This is a genomic window from Shewanella putrefaciens, assembly GCF_016406325.1.
Taxonomy (GTDB): Bacteria; Pseudomonadota; Gammaproteobacteria; order Enterobacterales; family Shewanellaceae; genus Shewanella; species Shewanella putrefaciens.
Window position 1 is genome coordinate 475910 of the sequence record NZ_CP066370.1, and the last position, 18007, is coordinate 493916.

General features: G+C 46.8%; 12 protein-coding genes. 10 read left to right on the plus strand and 2 right to left on the minus strand.

From position 1 onward, the window contains the following. Nucleotides 1-169: 169 nt before the first annotated feature. From rng to JEZ96_RS02305, 10 genes are all read left to right on the plus strand, one after another. Nucleotides 170-1636 (plus strand): ribonuclease G, encoded by a 1467-nt coding sequence (gene rng, locus JEZ96_RS02260; RefSeq protein ID WP_014609762.1) that lies wholly within the window; start codon nt 170-172, stop codon nt 1634-1636. Next, nucleotides 1636-5787: a YhdP family protein gene (locus JEZ96_RS02265; RefSeq protein ID WP_061782875.1), complete on the plus strand. Its 4152-nt coding sequence runs from the start codon at nt 1636-1638 to the stop codon at nt 5785-5787. Before rng ends, JEZ96_RS02265 begins: the two co-directional genes overlap by 1 nt. After that, entirely contained in the window at nt 5711-6541 is an 831-nt protein-coding gene (locus JEZ96_RS02270) for a carbon-nitrogen hydrolase family protein (protein WP_025008668.1), read from the plus strand. Before JEZ96_RS02265 ends, JEZ96_RS02270 begins: the two co-directional genes overlap by 77 nt. Before the next feature lie 133 nt (nt 6542-6674). Continuing rightward, entirely contained in the window at nt 6675-8123 is a 1449-nt protein-coding gene (gene tldD / locus JEZ96_RS02275; RefSeq protein ID WP_011790831.1) for a metalloprotease TldD, read from the plus strand. Nucleotides 8124-8248: 125 nt separating this feature from the next. After that, a complete protein-coding gene (locus JEZ96_RS02280; protein WP_061782876.1) occupies nt 8249-9643 on the plus strand; it encodes a TolC family protein in 1395 nt (464 codons plus the stop codon). Beyond that, entirely contained in the window at nt 9633-10607 is a 975-nt protein-coding gene (locus tag JEZ96_RS02285; RefSeq protein ID WP_061782877.1) for an HlyD family secretion protein, read from the plus strand. The genes JEZ96_RS02280 and JEZ96_RS02285 overlap by 11 nt, the downstream gene beginning before the upstream one ends. A gap of 77 nt (nt 10608-10684) precedes the next feature. Next, nucleotides 10685-11902 (plus strand): ABC transporter permease, encoded by a 1218-nt coding sequence (locus tag JEZ96_RS02290; protein ID WP_025008670.1) that lies wholly within the window; start codon nt 10685-10687, stop codon nt 11900-11902. A 1-nt stretch (nt 11903) separates the two neighbouring features. Beyond that, nucleotides 11904-13052, plus strand: a complete 1149-nt coding sequence (locus JEZ96_RS02295; protein ID WP_025008671.1) for an ABC transporter permease — start codon at nt 11904-11906, stop codon at nt 13050-13052. A 231-nt stretch (nt 13053-13283) separates the two neighbouring features. After that, nucleotides 13284-14171, plus strand: coding sequence for an ion transporter (locus JEZ96_RS02300; protein WP_025008672.1), 888 nt, complete (start codon nt 13284-13286; stop codon nt 14169-14171). Nucleotides 14172-14594: 423 nt separating this feature from the next. Continuing rightward, nucleotides 14595-15926: an APC family permease gene (locus JEZ96_RS02305; protein ID WP_061782878.1), complete on the plus strand. Its 1332-nt coding sequence runs from the start codon at nt 14595-14597 to the stop codon at nt 15924-15926. A 200-nt stretch (nt 15927-16126) separates the two neighbouring features. On the opposite strand, the gene JEZ96_RS02310 is transcribed toward JEZ96_RS02305, so the two are convergent. Both JEZ96_RS02310 and JEZ96_RS02315 read right to left on the minus strand, forming a co-directional pair. Next, on the minus strand, nt 16127-17197 hold the full coding sequence (locus JEZ96_RS02310; RefSeq protein ID WP_025008673.1) for a hypothetical protein: 1071 nt from the start codon (nt 17195-17197) through the stop codon (nt 16127-16129). Between the two features lie 150 nt (nt 17198-17347). After that, nucleotides 17348-17968, minus strand: a complete 621-nt coding sequence (locus JEZ96_RS02315) for a hypothetical protein (RefSeq protein ID WP_025008674.1) — start codon at nt 17966-17968, stop codon at nt 17348-17350. Nucleotides 17969-18007: the final 39 nt, after the last annotated feature.

Genomic DNA, 18007 nt, shown 5'->3' on the forward strand with positions numbered 1-18007 from the left:
GATAACCTCTTACTACCAAGTTTTAGTCCGTGAACTTACGGTGTTGGTCGTAGTTGGAGTATCGGTTTCAGGCTGAGAGACGCTATAACTTCAATTATTTAATCTAATTTCCCGAATGGGGTGAGTCGTGAATACCAGTCGCTTAAATCAAAATAAAATACAGCGCAAGATGGGTTCAGAATTACTGATCAACGTAACCCCATCCGAGGCTCGCGTCGCTTTAGTTGAACACGGTGTATTGCAAGAAGTGCATATTGAACGCCGTATGAAACGGGGATTAGTCGGCAATATTTATAAAGGTAAAATCAGCCGCGTGTTACCTGGCATGCAAGCGGCTTTTGTTGATATAGGTTTAGATAAAGCTGCATTTCTTCATGCTTCTGACATAGTGCCACACACTGAGTGCGTTGCCGATGTTGAAAAAGGCCACTTCGTTGTCCGTGATATCGCTGAATTAGTCCGCCAAGGGCAAGATATTATGGTGCAAGTAGTTAAAGATCCCTTGGGTACTAAGGGAGCGCGTTTAACAACTGATATCACGCTGCCTTCCCGTTATTTAGTCTTTATGCCTGGCTCTAGCCATGTTGGGGTTTCCCAACGTATTGAGCTTGAGGAAGAGCGCAGCCGTTTAAAGAAAATCACACTTCCTTATGTGGATGAAGATGGCGGATTTATTATTCGCACGGCTGCCGAAGGCGTTGGAGAAGATGAGCTTGCTCAAGATGCGGCGTTCTTACGCCGAGTTTGGTCTAAGGTCAGCGAGCGACGACAACGCCGTGGCGTGGCGCTTTTATACCAAGATTTAGCGTTGCCAGTGCGTATTGTGCGTGATTTTGTTGGCACTGAACTGGATCGTATTCAGGTCGATTCACGCCGCACCTTTGATGAGTTGCAAACCTTCGCTCAAGAATTTATGCCTGAAATTGCTGAGAAAATTGAGCATTACTCAGGCCCGGCACCTATTTTTGATCTCTACGATGTTGAAAATGAAATCCAGCGCGCGCTGGGTCGTAAAGTTGAGTTAAAGTCGGGCGGTTATCTGATCATCGATCAAACCGAAGCTATGACGACCGTCGACATCAACACTGGTGCCTTTGTGGGTCATCGTAATCTCGAAGAAACCATCTTTAATACCAATCTCGAAGCGACCCAAGCCATTGCAAGACAACTGCGCCTACGCAATCTAGGTGGCATCATTATTATCGACTTTATCGATATGCTTAATGAAGAGCATAAAACACGTGTGCTTAATAGTTTAAATAGTGCTTTAGCCAAGGACCGCGTTAAAACGAATGTCAGTGGGTTTTCTGGTTTAGGGCTGGTCGAGATGACGCGCAAACGCACTCGCGAGAGTTTAGAGCATGTGGTTTGTAGCGAGTGTCCAGCTTGTCATGGCACAGGGAGTATGAAGACAGTTGAAACTGTCTCCTATGAAATATTCCGAGAAATTATTCGATTAAATCGTGCATACGATGCCGATGAGTTTTTGCTGTATTGTTCTCCTGCGGTATATCAAAGTTTGAGTGGCGAAGAAAGTCATCTGATCGCTGAGCTTGAAGTTTATATTAGTAAACGTATTCGCCTGCAAAATGAGCCTATGTACTCACAGCACAAATACGATGTGGTGATGATGTAGTGGCTGCGTTTGTTACCGTTAAATCAGTGAGCCGTTTTTGCTGGCAGCTTCTAGCAGTTGTCTTGGTGTTGTTTGCACTGGCTGTTAGCTTGATCCGTGGATTATTACCTCAGGTCGATGAAGTGCGTCAGCAGCTCGTTGATTATATAAAAAATGAATATCATCTCGATGTTCAAGTGGGGGAATTATCGGCTCAATGGCAAGCCTTTGGACCCGCACTGACCATTGAAAACCTGATTATCCCACCCCAACATAAAGTACCAGTAACAGTATTGGTCAAGAATATCCAAATTAAGCTGGATTTTTGGCAATCCTTATTGAAAACCAGCCCGCGTATTGAGGATGTCAATTTTGATGGGATCAGACTCGCCCTCGATATCGATAAACTCATCGAAGATCCGTCGGTGACGACACAAAGTAACGTCTATCAGACCGATTGGTTGTACAAATTACTCCTAAAACAGCTTGAGCGTTTTTCTCTCACAGATGTTTCGGTACAGTTGTTAAGTCAGCAGCATGAATATCGCCCCATTCATATTCGGCATTTAAATTGGCGTAATAATGGTGATAGCCATCGCGGTGCGGGTCAAGTTTATCTCGATAATCACGCCTCTATGCACGAGTCATTACAATTACAACTCGATATTAAGGGCGATGGCGCTACCCCTGATAGCCTCACAGGTCAAATCTATCTAGCGGCTCAATCCTTGGATTTAGGAGAGTGGGCGTCGCGTCAATCTCATCCAGATGAGCCTAGCGAGAAACTCCCTTTGGAAGGTGTTATCAATCTCAAAGCTTGGCTTACTTTTGCTCAGCGGAGTATCCATTCGGGGATGATCCACTTTGAACCGAGTTGGCTTGAATGGGCAATAGGGGACAAACCACAAAAATTTGAGATCAAGTCGGGCAGCATTACGTGGTTACCGACAGCCTCTGGTTGGGAGGTTAATAGCACGGATCTGGATTTTATAACCAATGGCGAGGCTTGGCCTGAGTTGACATTGGCGCTTGAACAGCAGGGTGATGAGTTATTTGGCTATGCAAGTCAACTTGAGTTACAAACTTTATTTCCATTATTGCCCTTATTTCCCAGCGTTGATTTAGCGGCTTTAAAACAGTGGCATCAATTGGCTCCAGAGGGCGGAATTGGCCCTATCCGCGTATACCATAAAAAAGGTGAACCTTGGCTTGCCAACACGGATATTAAACAGCTTCATTGGCGGATGGATGAGGGTGTTCCTAATGCTAACCCATTGGATGCTCATCTGCAGTGGCAGGATAAAACCCTCGTCTTTTCATTGCCAGAGCAAGCTTATACCCTGAACTTTGGCGATGAGTTTCCTGCCCCCTTAGTGCTTAATGGTGCAGCCATTGTTGGGCAATTCGATACTGAATCTTTAACCTTAAGAGTGCCGCAAATTCGGTTTGATAATGATGATATAGCGCTCGATGCAGCCGTTAAATTGGACTTCAGTGCCGCAGTATTGATGTCGCTTGCCGCCAATGTGGAGGTAAAAAATGCTGCCAATGCGGATAAATATTTTCCCGTAAAAGCCATGGGCGAGTCTTTAGCTAAATACCTTGATGATGCGATAAAGGCTGGGCATAGCCAAAATGCACAGGTGTTATGGCAAGGAGCATTGGCGAATTTTCCCTTTGATGATAATAGTGGGGTTTTTCAAGCAGCCTTTACGTTGCAGGATGCGCAATTCCAATTTCAACCCGATTGGCCAGCGGTCACGGATCTTTCCCTCGACGCCCTATTTGAAAATGCTCGTATGGATATTTGGGTTAATCAAGGAAAGTTAATGGATGTTATCGCTGATGGCGCCCATGTATTTATTCCTGAATTGGGTGAATATTCATTACTAAAAATTCAAGCAGAGCTGGCGACTCAAGGTCGTGCCGCGACTCAAGTTTTACAGGCATCTCCCCTTGCAGACTCCGTAGGTAAAACACTCAGCGTTGTGCAAGTTCAAGGCGCTGTGACAGGAAACTTAGATATCAGTATTCCCTTATATGAGGGCGAAGATGAAGACATTCGAGGCCAAATTAGTTTTGATAATACGCCTGTGTATATTGCGCAACCTGGGATTCAGCTTAATGGCGTGACAGGTATAATCAATTTTACAAATCAAGTGATTACAGGCAAAGGCATCAAAGCCCGCTTGTTTGAACAGCCGCTCAGTTTTACCTTTGACACTCAGCCCAAAGGTAAAGATTTTGCCCTTAATCTTCAGTTGAAAAGTCGCTGGGATCTCAACCGTCTTCCCGATGAATTACATCATCCTTTGAGTGATTTCTATCAGGGGAAAATCAGTTGGGATGGTGCAATCGATATGCTCTTTACTGAGCAAGGTTATCAAATCCAAGCCAAAGTGACATCCGATATGCTGGGGACGCAACTGTCATTCCCCGGATATTTTGCTAAGCCAGAAGATGAACCGCGATCTTTAGTTGCGGAGTTTATTGGCGATCAAAATGATGCGATCTTAGACGTAAAGCTTGCCAGTCATGCCGAGTTTGTCGGTGGGTTTACAGCCGATAATGGTACTCGCTTTAGTTACTTTGATTTGTTATTGGGGCGTTTATTCGATGAGGATGAGGCCAAAAATACAGAGCAAGGTCATATCCAAATTGATCTTGGCAAAGCCAAATTAGCTGAATGGTTACCTGTGATTAATGCTTTTGTTGGGCAAGAAAAAATGCCTAAAACGGGGATTTTAGTTGATGAGATCCCACATAAAAACGTATTTCCCGCGGTAGCAAGTATCGATTCTCATATTGGTCGTCTCGATCTATTGGGGCAACAACTGACAGAGCTTAGGCTTAATGCGAAACCTAATGAAACGGGATGGCGCTTCAATGCCAACGCCAACGAATTCGAAGGTTGGATAGATTTCTATCCAAACTGGATGACGCAGGGGCTTAAAATTGCTGCAAGCAAATTCTATTTTGCTCCTGAGTTAAAAAATGATGCAGAAGCCGATTTTGGCGCGGAACAAGTCCTTACTAACTTGCCACCCGTTGCCGTAAATGTGGAAGATTTCCATGTTTTTGATAAACCCTTTGGCAAATTAGTGTTGCAGGCTAGTCCACAACCATCGGGATATCAGATCCAGACATTGTCTTTGGCTACACCTAATGTAACCCTAAAAGGGAGTGGGATATGGCAACAGCAGGATGGGCAAAATAAAACAGAGTTGAGCATGATGTTAAATGCGACCCAGTTTAATCATTTGACCGAGCAATTAGGGATTGATCCTGGCGTTAATGAGGCGCCACTCAAGGTTAATGCTGACTTATCGTGGGAGGGCGCGCCCTATGCATTTTCCCTTGAAAGCTTAAACGGCAAAGTAAACTTTGCTTTGGGTAAAGGTCATTTATCCCAAGTGAGTGATAAGGGGGCGCGAATATTTTCACTTTTCAGCTTAGATTCCCTCGTGCGTAAGCTATCGTTAGATTTTAGCGATGTTTTTGGGCAAGGCATGTATTTCAATTCCTTTACCGGAAACCTGCAAATTGATAATGGGGTGGTGAAAACCACTGATACCGAAATGGATGCGATTGCCGGCAATATGAAGGTGCGAGGATACACGGATCTCACCACTGAAAGTTTAAATTACGATATTCGTTTTGTGCCGCAATTGGCCTCGAGTGTGCCGACAGTGGTATTGCTCAGCACCAGTGCGTGGACATTGGGACTGGGCGCATTTGCCCTGACCAAAGTGCTTGAGCCTGTGATTGAGGTGATTTCAGAAATTCGTTTTAGGGTAACGGGGACTATGGCTGAGCCTGTGGTCGAAGAATTAGAGCGTAAGAGTAAAGAGATTGAAATTCCAGAGTCTATTTTGCCCATTATTGGCGCTGGCGATAAAGCCATGCCGACCGAGGGTAACAATGAACAACATACCCCGAAGCTAGACCCAAAGGCTTCGGAGGACAAGAAACTTGGCGAACCTCTGCCTCAAGGATCTCAGCCTGATACGATGCCGCCCGAGCCAGCCATCAAGCCTATCGAACCTACCAATAGCCAAGACGTTAAACCGATTAAGCAAAATCAGGGAGATAACAATGCACATCAGCCTGTTGCAATGTCAGAGCAGTCGCGACGTCAGCGCCAATCTGCTGTTTATCGAATCGCAGCTTAAAACGCTTCCGCGGGATGCCGATGCGCCCCACTTAGTGGTATTACCCGAATGCAGCTTACTGTTTGGTGGCCATGAAAGTCAGCAACTTGCCTATGCGGGCGATGCCCATCAGAACCCACTCAAATCGGCGTTAAGTGCACTGGCCGCCAAGTATCGGGTGTTTATGGTCGCGGGAACTATTCCGGCGTTGGCTGAGGATGGTCGTGTTTATAGTCGCTGTTATCTGTTTGATGATAAAGGTGATACTTTAGGGCATTACGATAAACTACACCTTTTTGATGTGGATGTTGCCGACGGTACAAAGCAATATCGCGAGAGCGAAACTTTCTGCCCTGGCGATCATATAACTGTTATCGATACACCTTTTGGCAAAATAGGCCTAGCTATCTGTTATGATTTACGTTTTCCCGACTTGTTTAGGGCGATGCGTCTTGCGGGTGCCGAGATTATTACAGTCCCTTCGGCCTTTACTAAAGTGACGGGGGAAGCCCATTGGCAAGTATTGCTACAGGCAAGAGCCATTGAAACCCAATGCGTTATTCTCGCTGCGGCGCAATGGGGAGCCCATAATGAAGGTAGCCGCGAAACTTGGGGGCAGAGCATGATAGTCGGTCCTTGGGGAAATATTTTGGCTGAGCTTAAAACGGGTACGGGTTGGGTGCAGGCCGAGGTCGACTTAACCGAACTGCACAGTATTCGCAGTAAAATGCCCGTCATGCAGCATAATCGTTTCCGTGAACCATGTTTGAAATAATGCGCCAATAGCCAGCAGACGAGTTGAAATGCTGAATTTACGCTTGAGTCGATACGCAGCATTAACACATAGAATGAGTACACCGAGTTTACACTCAGAATATCAAGATCCTTTGGGATCAAAGAGAGCATAGATGCCATTTTTAGCACAAGTAGAGCAAAGTTTATTAAAGAATGGGTTAGCGTTAGATGGCTTGCAAAGCTATTTGAACACCATACATCAGCACAATATCGATTATTCCGATCTCTATTTTCAAGGCAGTCGCCACGAGTCTTGGGTGCTGGAAGACGGCATCATCAAAGACGGTAGTTTTCATATTGAGCGCGGTGTGGGTGTGCGGGCTATTAGCGGTGAAAAAACCGGTTTTGCCTATGCCGACGATATCACTCCTGCTGCCTTAAGCGCTGCAGTACAGGCTGCCCGAGGTATTGCCAGTGCGGGTGAGCAAACTCAAGTGCAAGCCTTTAAACGCCAAAAAGCATTAGCGCTATATGATAGCTTAGATCCCATAGCGGCGATGGAAGAAGTCAAAAAAATCAACCTGCTAAAAGAGGCCGATGCCTTTATTCGCAGTCTCGATAGTCGCATTATCCAAGTGGTGGTTAGCCTTGCCGGTGTGCACGAAGAAATCCTTATTGCTGCGAGCGATGGTACGTTGGCGGCCGATATTCGCCCCTTAGTGCGCTTTAATTGCAGTGTGATTTTAGAAGAAAACGGTAAACGTGAACGTGGCGGTGCAGGGGGCGGTGGACGCCATGACTACGGTGTTTTAATGGCAAATGATGACACAGGTTTACCTATGTGTTTTGCCTTTGCCCGTGAGGCTGTTCGTCAAGCGCAGGTTAACCTTAACGCCATCGATGCACCAGCGGGTGAAATGCCAGTGGTATTGGGTAATGGCTGGCCGGGTGTATTGCTCCACGAAGCGGTTGGACATGGTTTGGAAGGTGACTTTAACCGTAAGGGCAGCAGTGCCTTTAGTGGCAAGGTTGGCCAGCAAGTTGCGTCTAAATTAGTGACTGTGGTCGACGATGGTACCTTGCCCAATCGCCGTGGTTCACTGAGTATCGACGATGAAGGTGTACAAACTCAAAGAACGGTATTGATTGAAGACGGTATTTTAAAGGGGTACATCCAAGACAAACTCAATGCGCGTTTAATGGGTGTTGCGCCAACGGGTAACGGTCGCCGCGAATCCTACGCGCATTTGCCTATGCCACGTATGACTAACACTTATATGACAGCAGGCGAGTCTGACCCAAGCGAGATCATCAAGTCGGTGAAGAAGGGTATTTATGCTCCTAACTTTGGCGGTGGGCAGGTGGATATCACTTCAGGTAAGTTTGTGTTCTCAGCCTCTGAAGCCTATTTGATTGAAAATGGTGAAGTGACTCAAGCCATTAAAGGCGCGACTTTAATCGGTAACGGCCCAGAAGCCATGAGCCAAATTTCGATGGTGGGGAATGATATGGCACTGGATAGAGGCGTTGGCGTTTGTGGTAAAGATGGTCAAAGTGTACCTGTAGGTGTCGGCCAACCGACCTTGAAGTTAGATCGCTTAACAGTGGGGGGGACAGCATAAGATCTAGAATCTAGAACCTAGAACCTAGGCTTAACGCCACACTTAAGGAGGCGAGTTCTAGCCGCTTTCCACCATGAATGTTATCATCCGCAAACTAAATTAGAGTAACAACTCTAGAGGTGTTAATGAAACGATCACGAGTGGCTTGGCTGTGTTTACTGTCAGTGCCTTTTTTATTGCCATCGGCTTTGCATGCAGAGCCGATAAGCTTCAGTGACGCTTGGCAACAAGTGCTGAAGGTGAGCGATAAGCTACAGGCGCAGTCGCAGGAAGTTAACCGTGCTAAAGGCGAGCAGCAGGCCGGAGAGGGGTTAAACTTACCCTCCTTAGATATTCGCGGTAACTATATTCATTTGGATAAACCGATAGAGTTTGATTTGAAAGAATTAAATTCAGTGGTTTCTATTCCACCAGCCCTTGGCGGCATCATCGCGGGTATTCCGCCGCTGCCCTTAAGTGAGCAAGATATTTTTAGTGCAAGCTTGCAGGCAATGTGGCCGATTTATACGGGTGGGCAGATCACGGCCGCTCAAGGTATACACGCGGCCATGGTGGCTGAAAAACAACAAGAATTACAATTAGCCACCCGCGATTTATTTACCCAGTTGGTGGACAGATATTATGCTGTCGATGTGACTCAGGCATTAGTTGAGACCCAAACCGATCTGGTTGGCTCCTTAACAAAGCATGTTGAACATGCTCTAGCAATGGAGCGCGAAGGGCAAATTGCGAAGGTTGAGCGCCTCAATGCTCAGGTCGCTTTAGATAATGCTAAAGTCAATTTAGGTAGTGCCCGCCGCCAACATGAAATGGCTGTTATCGCGCTGGCTCGTATGCTCCAGCAAAGTCAGGTGAGTACCCATTCCCCTTTATTTGTACTGCCGCACGCTCCATCATTAGATCAACTTAGCCAAATAACCTTAAGCCAACATCCAGCACTCAAATTGCTCGAAGCGAAAGAAGCGCAAGCGAATGGTTTAGTGTCATTAGAAAAGGGGAAATACCACCCAACGGTATTCCTCTTTGGTAATTACACCTTGTATGAAGAAGACACACTCTTATCGAGCATTACGCCTGATTGGATGGTTGGTGTCGGGGTTAATGTGCCGCTGATCAGCCGTGATGGCCGCAGCGGTAAGGTCGAAGCAGCGAAAAGTGCCCTACTGCAAGCCCGCTATACCAAGGCACAAACCAAGCAAGACTTAAGCCTTCTGGTGGATCAAAGCTATCGCCAATTATTACAGGCCGAAGAAGAAGTGAAGGCGCTTGATACCTCACTCGAGCTTGCGACCGAAAATCTGCGGCTTAGGGAGATTGCTTTTAATCAAGGGCTTTCCACTTCTATCGACCGAGTCGATGCCGAGCTAAAACTGAGCGCAGTGAAAACCCAGCAATTGGCTGCCCGTTATCGTTATGTGCAAGCCTATGCCAGATTGATGGCAATCAGTGGTCAATTAGATGAATTTATTGGTCGTACCGTCGATCGTCACCCAGTGCAGGAGATAAATCATGCGCGCTAATCGAATGCTGGCCCTTGTGGCGTTGGTCGCATTAGGCCTCATCTTAGCCTATGGGCTTAAGCTGGCTTATAGCCCGCAGCCGAGTCTATTGCAGGGGCAGATAGAAGCCCGAGAATACAATGTGTCATCCAAAGTGCCCGGTCGGGTCGAGCAAGTGTTAGTGCGCCGTGGCGATAGCGTGGCCGAAGGGGATTTGTTATTCGCGATCCACAGCCCTGAGCTGGATGCAAAGTTGATGCAGGCTGAAGGCGGGCGCGATGCCGCCAAGGCTAAGCAGTTAGAAGCTAATAATGGTGCTCGTAGCCAAGAAGTGATGGCGGCTAGGGAGCAATGGCTCAAGGCGCAGGCGGCGGCAACGCTCGCTAAAACGACTTATACCCGCGTTGAAAACTTATTCAACGAAGGTGTGGCAGCAAGACAAAAACGTGATGAAGCCTTTACTCAATGGCAAGCGGCAAAATACACAGAACAAGCGGCCTTAGCCATGTATCAAATGGCCGAGGAAGGCGCGCGAGTTGAGACCAAAGCCGCTGCTGCGGGTAATGCACGTATGGCTGAAGGCGCGGTAAAAGAAGTGAGCGCCGTGATGGAAGATAGCCAAATGCGCGCCCCTAAATCGGGCGAAATTAGCGAGGTGCTATTACAGGCGGGTGAATTGGCACCAAGTGGTTTTCCGATTGTGAGTTTAATTGATATGCAGGATGCTTGGGCTGTGTTCCAAGTGCGTGAAGATCAACTCAAGCGTTTCAACAAAGGCGATAAAATTCAACTCAATATTCCGGCACTCGGGCAGGATGTCGAATTTACAGTATCCCATATCAGTGTCATGGGTGACTTTGCCACTTGGCGCTCGACCGAGAGTGGCCATGACTTTGATATGCGTACTTTTGAGGTGGAATTACGCCCCAATGCACCGATTGCTAACCTACGTGTCGGCATGTCAGTGCTGCTACGCGGTGAGTAAAGGCCGTGACTGAGCACTCGACAAACATCAAAGCGCTGGACACTCGCAGCGCGCCAAGGGCTGCTGACATGGGCTTAATGGCATTGTTCGTCGCATTAGTTCGTCGTGAGCTGCGTGCCCTATGGCATGATCCTTGGCAGTTAGCACTGATAAGTTATATTCCGCTACTGGGAATGTTATGCCTTTGGTGGCTGTTCAGTGCCGGTCTTCCAAGACAACTGCCCGTGGCGATTGTCGACCAAGATCATAGCCAATTGAGCCGCATGTTGACCCGTCAGATGAAGGCAAATCCCGTTACCGACCCCCAAAGTTTTACCGATTTATCCTCAGCTGTTAGCGCCATGCAGCAGGCGAAAGTCTACGCGATTGTGGTCTTCCCCTATGATATGAAAAAGGATTTACTCACAGGCCATAAACCGACAATTGATGTGCGCTATAATAGCCAGTTTTTGCTGGTGGGTAAGTTACTGTCAAGCCAAATTCAACTGAGTTTAGGTGAGGGATTACAGCAAGTTGCGGAATTAAAGCAACTGGCAACGGGTACGCCAAAATCCCAAGTGGCAGTCAATTTAAGCCCTGTCAAAAGCCAAACTACGGCATTATTTAATCGTAATAACAACTACATCGGTTTCTTGGTGCCACCAGTGCTTATTGCACTGTGGCAGTTATTATCGATGTTGGTGATGGCAAATAGCCTAAATCGTGAGTTACATTTAGCGCCTGTTGTACAAGCCGATGTGATATCGGATCGATTAACCACACATTTCTGGCCTAAAGTATTGGCTAAAGTGGCATTGTTTACGCCGATATTAATGTTGCAGGGTGGCTTTATTTTAGCTTGGCTGTATTTGTATCTTGCCCTGCCTATGGCGGGCAGTTTAGCCCTATTATTGCTCGCGCAATTAGTGATGTTATTGGCGGTCTGGAGCTTAGTGTTATTTATATTTGTTGTGATGCGTGACAGTGCGCGGGTCATCAGTTTTTGTACCGCTTTATTTGCGCCCGCCTTTGCTTTTATGGGCATTACTTTCCCGACCCATGATATGCCGCCATTAGCCCAGTGGTGGCGATTGATTATGCCGTCGAGCCACTATATGGAGTCCCATGTGAGCGTGGTGAGTTACGGCGCCAGTGGGCTGGACGTGGTGAGCCAAATGAGCAGCTATTGGGGCTTTATCTGCCTGTTTCCTCTAATTTATTTATTAGCGCGTAAGTTACTGCCCATGACAGCAAATACTGAGAGTGGGTTAGCGGCAAGTGATTCGGATGCAGCACAGCCTGCCAAGGGGCAATAGTATGAATATATGGCGGCTGGTATTCACTGAACTTAAAGCCATTATTAGCGATAAAGCGATAGCCGTGACTTTATTTGGCGGCGTATTGTTTTATTCGGTGCTCTATCCTTTACCCTATCTAAACCAAGTGCCGACCGAGCAACAATTGATCGTGGTGGACTTAGACCATTCTTCCTTAAGCCGTCAGTTGATCCGCCATGCCGATGCCAGCGCAAAAATTCAAGTCATAGGTCAAGTCGGCTCGATAACCGAGGCGAAGCGCTTTATTGAAATAGGTAAAGCCCATGGTTTATTGGTCATCCCCGAAGGATTTCGCCGCGATTTATTGCTCGGTAAAGGCGTCACGCTAAGTTATGGTGGTGACGCCAGTTACTTTTTGATTTACTCCGCCGTTGCCGAAGGTTTAGTCAGTGCGGGAATGGATGCGGGTAAACAAGTGCAATTAATTGGCATGCTTGCCCAAGGGCAAAATCCTAAGCAGGCTCAAGAAAGTCTACAATCGCTCCATCTAAATAGCGTTCCTGCTTTTAACCCAAGTTTAGGTTATACGCCCTATGTGGTACCCGGATTGTTTTTGCTGATCCTACATCAAACCTTATTGATTGGTACGGGTATTTTAGGGGCAGGGCAATGGCGCCATAAAGGATATTGGCAGCAGGTGTCACCGGTGCAATTAGTCTGTGGTCGTATAATTGCTTTTATGTTGATTTATATATTTTTTACCAGCTTTTATGTGGGCTATTGTTATCACTGGTATAACGTCAGTATTCAAACGAGCCTTGGCTTAGTTGCGCTGTGGTTATTGCCGTTTTTACTGGCTACCGCAGCAGCAGGGGTTGCGATGAGCACACTGTTCACTCGCCGCGATTTACCAACACAAGTGCTACTGCTGATCTCTATGCCTATTTTATTTGTGTCAGGTTTTGTGTGGCCGATAGCATTGATCCCTGAACCGCTGGTGTTAGGCTCGCAGTTTATTCCTGCAGTGCCTGCGATTATGGGCATGCTCGAGCTTAATCAAATGGGGGCGAGTTGGGCGAGTGTAACCCCTAAATGGCTACAACTCTGGGGCTTATTTGCGGTCTTTTTCGGCCTAGCAATTGTAGGGATCAAGCGAAGAGCGAAGTTGTTGTTAATTGATAACCCCTAGGTTTAGCAATATTCGCTATTTCTATTTATTGGCGAGTGTGAATAGTTTGCTAGGACGCAACGACGCTTTGCCCCCACCAAAAATTTGTTACTCATATCATTCGAATCTTAGTCAATCCGCTGCGTTTACCCCTGTTGTAATTTAATACGATTGGTATAGCCCACCGCAAAGAACTGGGCATCTGAAAGTACAATCGCTACAATCGCCGCCATTGTGATTATAGGAGTCGACATGAGTACATCTTTACTTAACGCGCCAACGGGTTTGCAGGCACGAGTGATTAACTTGGTTGAGCAAAACTGGTTTGGTCATTTTATTTTGGCATTGATTTTAATCAACGCGGTGCAGTTAGGTATGGAGACCTCAGCCAGCCTGATGGCGCAATACGGTACTTTGTTGATGAGTCTTGATAAGTTGCTACTGAGTGTATTTGTGGTGGAGTTATTGCTGCGGATTTATGCCTACAGGGGGAAATTTTTTAAAGACCCTTGGAGCGTGTTCGATTTTACCGTGATAGTGATAGCACTGATCCCTGCATCTGGGCCATTGGCTGTCCTGCGTTCGCTCAGGGTATTGCGGGTGCTGAGAGTGTTAACAATTGTGCCATCAATGAAACGGGTGGTGTCTGCGCTGTTGGGATCACTTCCTGGATTGGCATCGATCGCCACGGTATTACTGTTGATTTATTATGTGTTTGCGGTGATTGCTACCAAAATTTTTGGCGATGCATTCCCTGAATGGTTTGGCACTATTGCTGACTCATTTTATACCCTATTTCAAATAATGACGCTTGAAAGCTGGTCTATGGGAATTTCGCGGCCAGTGATGGAAGTGTACCCTTATGCTTGGGTATTTTTCGTACCATTTATTCTGGTAGCGACTTTCACAATGCTAAATTTGTTTATTGCGATTATCGTCAATACCATGCAAACCTTCAGCGACGAAGAGCATGCATTAGAGCGTGAACAAGACAAACAAATCTTAGAGCAGGAACAAAGACAAATGCACGAGGAGTTGAAAGCCATCAGACTCGAGCTACAACAATTACAAACCTTGTTGCGCAATGCTGCTGGTGATTCTTCTAATGTGTCGACAAAGGGAGATATTGGTTCTGACTAAAGCAGATTGAGGATCGTGAGCGGTTATCAAGTCTTATACTTAGATTCTGTCGTTTTTCGCTAAACCATCACAGATTGCGGATCACTTAATATTTTTATTGGGTTGTCTTCTGGTTGGTTTTGGGGGAGAATGCGCGCCGAAAAAATAACCGAGCTACTCAGTGGCTCGGTTATTTTTCATTTATGAATATGCGTTTAACACCAATTGAGGCCGGTAAACATCCGGAAATGATATGAGGTTCGGCTGAACCTATTTTACTGAGGACAAACCAATGAGGTTGTTGTGTACCGAATTTTCGGTCGTTGCTGTAAATCAAGTAGTTGCGTTAGCTATTCAACCTAAGGTGTTGATGGTGACTCACAAGCAAAAACCAATTGCAGATGTATGGTTAAGTGTTCATCCCTATAGAATGGGGGTGTGCTGATGAGTCAACAAAATCCGGGTTTGAAGCAGACCCTCAACTTATGGCAAGTGGTGGTAATGGGGCTTGCCTATCTCACGCCGATGGCCGTTTTTGACACCTTTGGTATTGTTTCCGAGATAACCTCAGGTCATGTTGCTACATCCTATCTTTTTGCGCTCGCTGGGATCTTATTTACCGCGTTCAGTTATGGCCACTTAGTGCGTAAATATCCTTATGCGGGTTCAGCCTACACTTATGCTCAAAAAACCTTTAGTCCGAACGTCGGTTTTATGGTGGGCTGGTCATCGCTGCTGGATTATATGTTTATGCCGATGATCAATATGTTACTGGCAAAAATCTATTTAACTGCCATGTTCCCCAATGTTGAACCTTGGATCTTTATTTTCGCTCTTGTGATCATAATGACCTTACTTAATCTTAAGGGGATAGATCTGGTCGCTAACTTTAATGGGGTGATAGTGTTTGCACAGCTGGCCATTATTGTGGTGTTTATTGGTCTAATGGGCTATAGCATTTCCCTCGGTGAAGGCGAGGGTGTGATTGCGAGCGTACGACCATTTTATGCAGATAATATGGCGATGGCGCCATTATTCACGGGGGCGACGATTCTGTGTTTCTCCTTCCTCGGCTTTGATGGATTAAGTTCGCTGACCGAAGAAACTAAGGATGCTCAACGTGTTATTCCTCGCGCGATTGTGTTGACAGCCTTGATCGGTGGCGTGATTTTTGTTGGTGTATCCTATTTCTTGCAGCTTTATTTCCCCGATATCTCACGCTTTCAACAGCTTGATGCGGTATTGCCTGAAATTGCACTCTACGTTGGCGGTAATCTATTCCAGTCCATCGTATTAGTGGCAACCACTGTTGCGGTATTAGCCTCGGGTATGGCAGCCCATGCAGGCGTTGCACGGATTTTATATGTGATGGGGCGGGATAATATGCTGCCACGTAAAGGGTTTGCTTATATCCACCCTAAGTGGCGCACCCCAGCATTTAATGTTCTGTTGGTGGGCGCGCTTGCGCTATCTGCCGTCTCATTTGACTTAGAAATGGCGCTAGCCTTAGTTAATTTTGGTGCTTTAGTCGCTTTTACCTTCGTGAATTTATCTGTCATTGTGCAGTTTTATGTGAGGGAGCAGCGTAATCAATCACTTAGAGAATACTTGCAATACTTAGTCTTGCCATTGTGTGGCGCGGGTACTATTGGTGTACTTTGGGTGAACTTAGAACCACAATCATTAGAGCTGGGGCTCATTTGGGCGGCAGTGGGAGCGATGTATTTGGCTTTACGGAGTTTCCGTTTACGCCGTGCAGTAGAGCTACAAAATTAGTTGAGTTCAATACATGGCAATTCACCTAAGTTAGACGATAAAAACCCTTTACCAGATAGTACTCCGCATACTGGTAAAGGGAGTCACGTGTTCTAAAAGAACAGCGCGATTAAGATAATGATCGGAATTGGGATCCCGATAAACCAAAGTAATACTGAACGCATAACAACCTCCTTTAAATTGAATAAACAGTGTGCGAATTAAGCATCGCGTTGACGGCCACCGAAAATAGCCATCACACTTGCGACGAATGCGCCCAACAATAGTGCTACCGCCATCCAAAGTGCAGCATAGGCCGATGCTTTACGTGCTTCATCTGCGGCTTGGCGAGCCGTAGTTTCCGCATTTTTCAGCGTGGTTTGCACTTTCTCAAACCCTTGTGACACTCGCTGCTCTGCCTCCTGCTGAGTCAGATCGGTGCGTTGTGTAATGAGTTGACCTATATAGCGTTCGTCCTCTGGTGACAACGTACCTGTTTGCAGTGCCTGTGCGAGTATCCGTGAGACTTCACGGACTGGAATTGGCAAGACTTCAGGGGCTTGCTCGTTTGCCAATGCGTTTACTTGGGGGGCTGTAGCTTCAGTTTGGACTTCTGGCATTTGTTCATTGACCTGAGGTGTCATTCTTTCTGCTGGGATTTCTTGGGCCGGTTTGTTTACCTGCGGTGTTGTTCTTTTACGGGAGCCGTTAGAGTTATCACGGAACAGTGAATCAACAAAATAGCCGATGGGATGGTTGCCATTGCCAGCTTCACCTGTGGCTAGCGTTGCCGCCGAACCCACTGCAGTTCCTGCGGCACTTGCGGCTTTACCGACAACGTCAGCACTAGCACGGACGCCACTGCCAATGCTACCCACGACCGACGTCAGTACCACAACGGTTAGCAGTGATGCGACAGCCCATGTCAGAAAACCGTGAGCGGTATCGCGAAAGTACACTTCATCCGTATGTACATCTGTCCATTTGGTGCGCAGTCGTCCGGCTAGATAACCGCCCATGCCTGATGCAGCGAGTTGAGTGAAACTCAGCCATGCGATTGCTGCAACACCAAAGGTTGCTGCACTGATGCCCTCCATGCTCCACGGCGATATAGCAGAGAAACCCAGCCCAGTGCCTAAGAGCATTAATAACAGTGACAGCGCTGCGGCACCTGCCGCTCCTGCAAAGATGGCTGCCCATGAGACGGCGCTAGATCCGTATGGGGTGTTAATGCTGTTTGCTGGTATGCGGCGATCTTTCATCGTTTCCATACCGAGGTTAACTTCTGACATGTGTCTCTCCATTTTGTATTTATAAAAATAAGGTAGTAAGGTTATCCACAGTGTTGGCATTGTTGTTGGAACTGAAAAACAGTGCGGTTATAACTGCACAGACTTCCTTGTTGGCGTCACTCCACTATTTGATGCCGCCATACATATCTATTAGCTTTTAGACTTCAACATGTCATCGCGTAGGTTTATTGCCCGCGCGGCGCCAATGGCGGTTTCCACTTTTTTAATTTCCTCAGGCGGCGGTAGGACGGCGGGTAAACCCAGTGATTCGATCCATAGTTCGCGTAGGAATCCCTTGGTGTGATAGAGATGATGGTGCTCATCCTGCGCCACCAATTCAAACGCAGTCCTTAGTGCATCGGTTTCCTCACCTTCACCGTGTTCTGCCAGATGTCCAATCAGCTCCCAGTTCTGATGATCTTTTGTTTCTGCCAGAACCACGCACTCGCCAGCGACCAGTTGCGCTGCGGCAGTAGTGCCTCGTGTCTTTGCTATTTGCATCGCTTTGACCAGTGAATTCCCTATATGAGCCACGACTTCACGACCAGGTGTCTTAGTGTCAGGATCCAACCCTAGCTCACCAAAAACATCCATAAGTACCTGCTCGTGGATGCGGGTTTGCTCAAGGTATTCTTGCCATTCAGTTTTTAAATCTTTGTTTAGCGCGCATGACAGGGCCGTTTCGTAGATTTTTATGCCACCGCGCTCTGTCTCGATAGCCTGATACAGCAACTCGTGTAGCTGTTTTTTGATATAAGGTTTCTTGTTCATAGCGTTATCCTTTTAGTGGCATTTTTTAAGCAGTGGTTG

What these genes read in the sequence shown, in the direction of transcription:
- JEZ96_RS02295 (WP_025008671.1), top strand. Translation starts at nt 11,904, where the DNA reads ATGAATATATGGCGGCTGGTATTCACTGAACTTAAAGCCATTATTAGC.
- JEZ96_RS02285 (WP_061782877.1), top strand. Translation starts at nt 9,633, where the DNA reads ATGCGCGCTAATCGAATGCTGGCCCTTGTGGCGTTGGTCGCATTAGGC.
- JEZ96_RS02280 (WP_061782876.1), top strand. Translation starts at nt 8,249, where the DNA reads ATGAAACGATCACGAGTGGCTTGGCTGTGTTTACTGTCAGTGCCTTTT.
- tldD (WP_011790831.1), top strand. Translation starts at nt 6,675, where the DNA reads ATGCCATTTTTAGCACAAGTAGAGCAAAGTTTATTAAAGAATGGGTTA.
- rng (WP_014609762.1), top strand. Translation starts at nt 170, where the DNA reads ATGGGTTCAGAATTACTGATCAACGTAACCCCATCCGAGGCTCGCGTC.
- JEZ96_RS02310 (WP_025008673.1), bottom strand. Translation starts at nt 17,197, where the DNA reads ATGTCAGAAGTTAACCTCGGTATGGAAACGATGAAAGATCGCCGCATA.
- JEZ96_RS02270 (WP_025008668.1), top strand. Translation starts at nt 5,711, where the DNA reads ATGCACATCAGCCTGTTGCAATGTCAGAGCAGTCGCGACGTCAGCGCC.
- JEZ96_RS02315 (WP_025008674.1), bottom strand. Translation starts at nt 17,968, where the DNA reads ATGAACAAGAAACCTTATATCAAAAAACAGCTACACGAGTTGCTGTAT.
- JEZ96_RS02300 (WP_025008672.1), top strand. Translation starts at nt 13,284, where the DNA reads ATGAGTACATCTTTACTTAACGCGCCAACGGGTTTGCAGGCACGAGTG.
- JEZ96_RS02290 (WP_025008670.1), top strand. Translation starts at nt 10,685, where the DNA reads ATGGCATTGTTCGTCGCATTAGTTCGTCGTGAGCTGCGTGCCCTATGG.
- JEZ96_RS02305 (WP_061782878.1), top strand. Translation starts at nt 14,595, where the DNA reads ATGAGTCAACAAAATCCGGGTTTGAAGCAGACCCTCAACTTATGGCAA.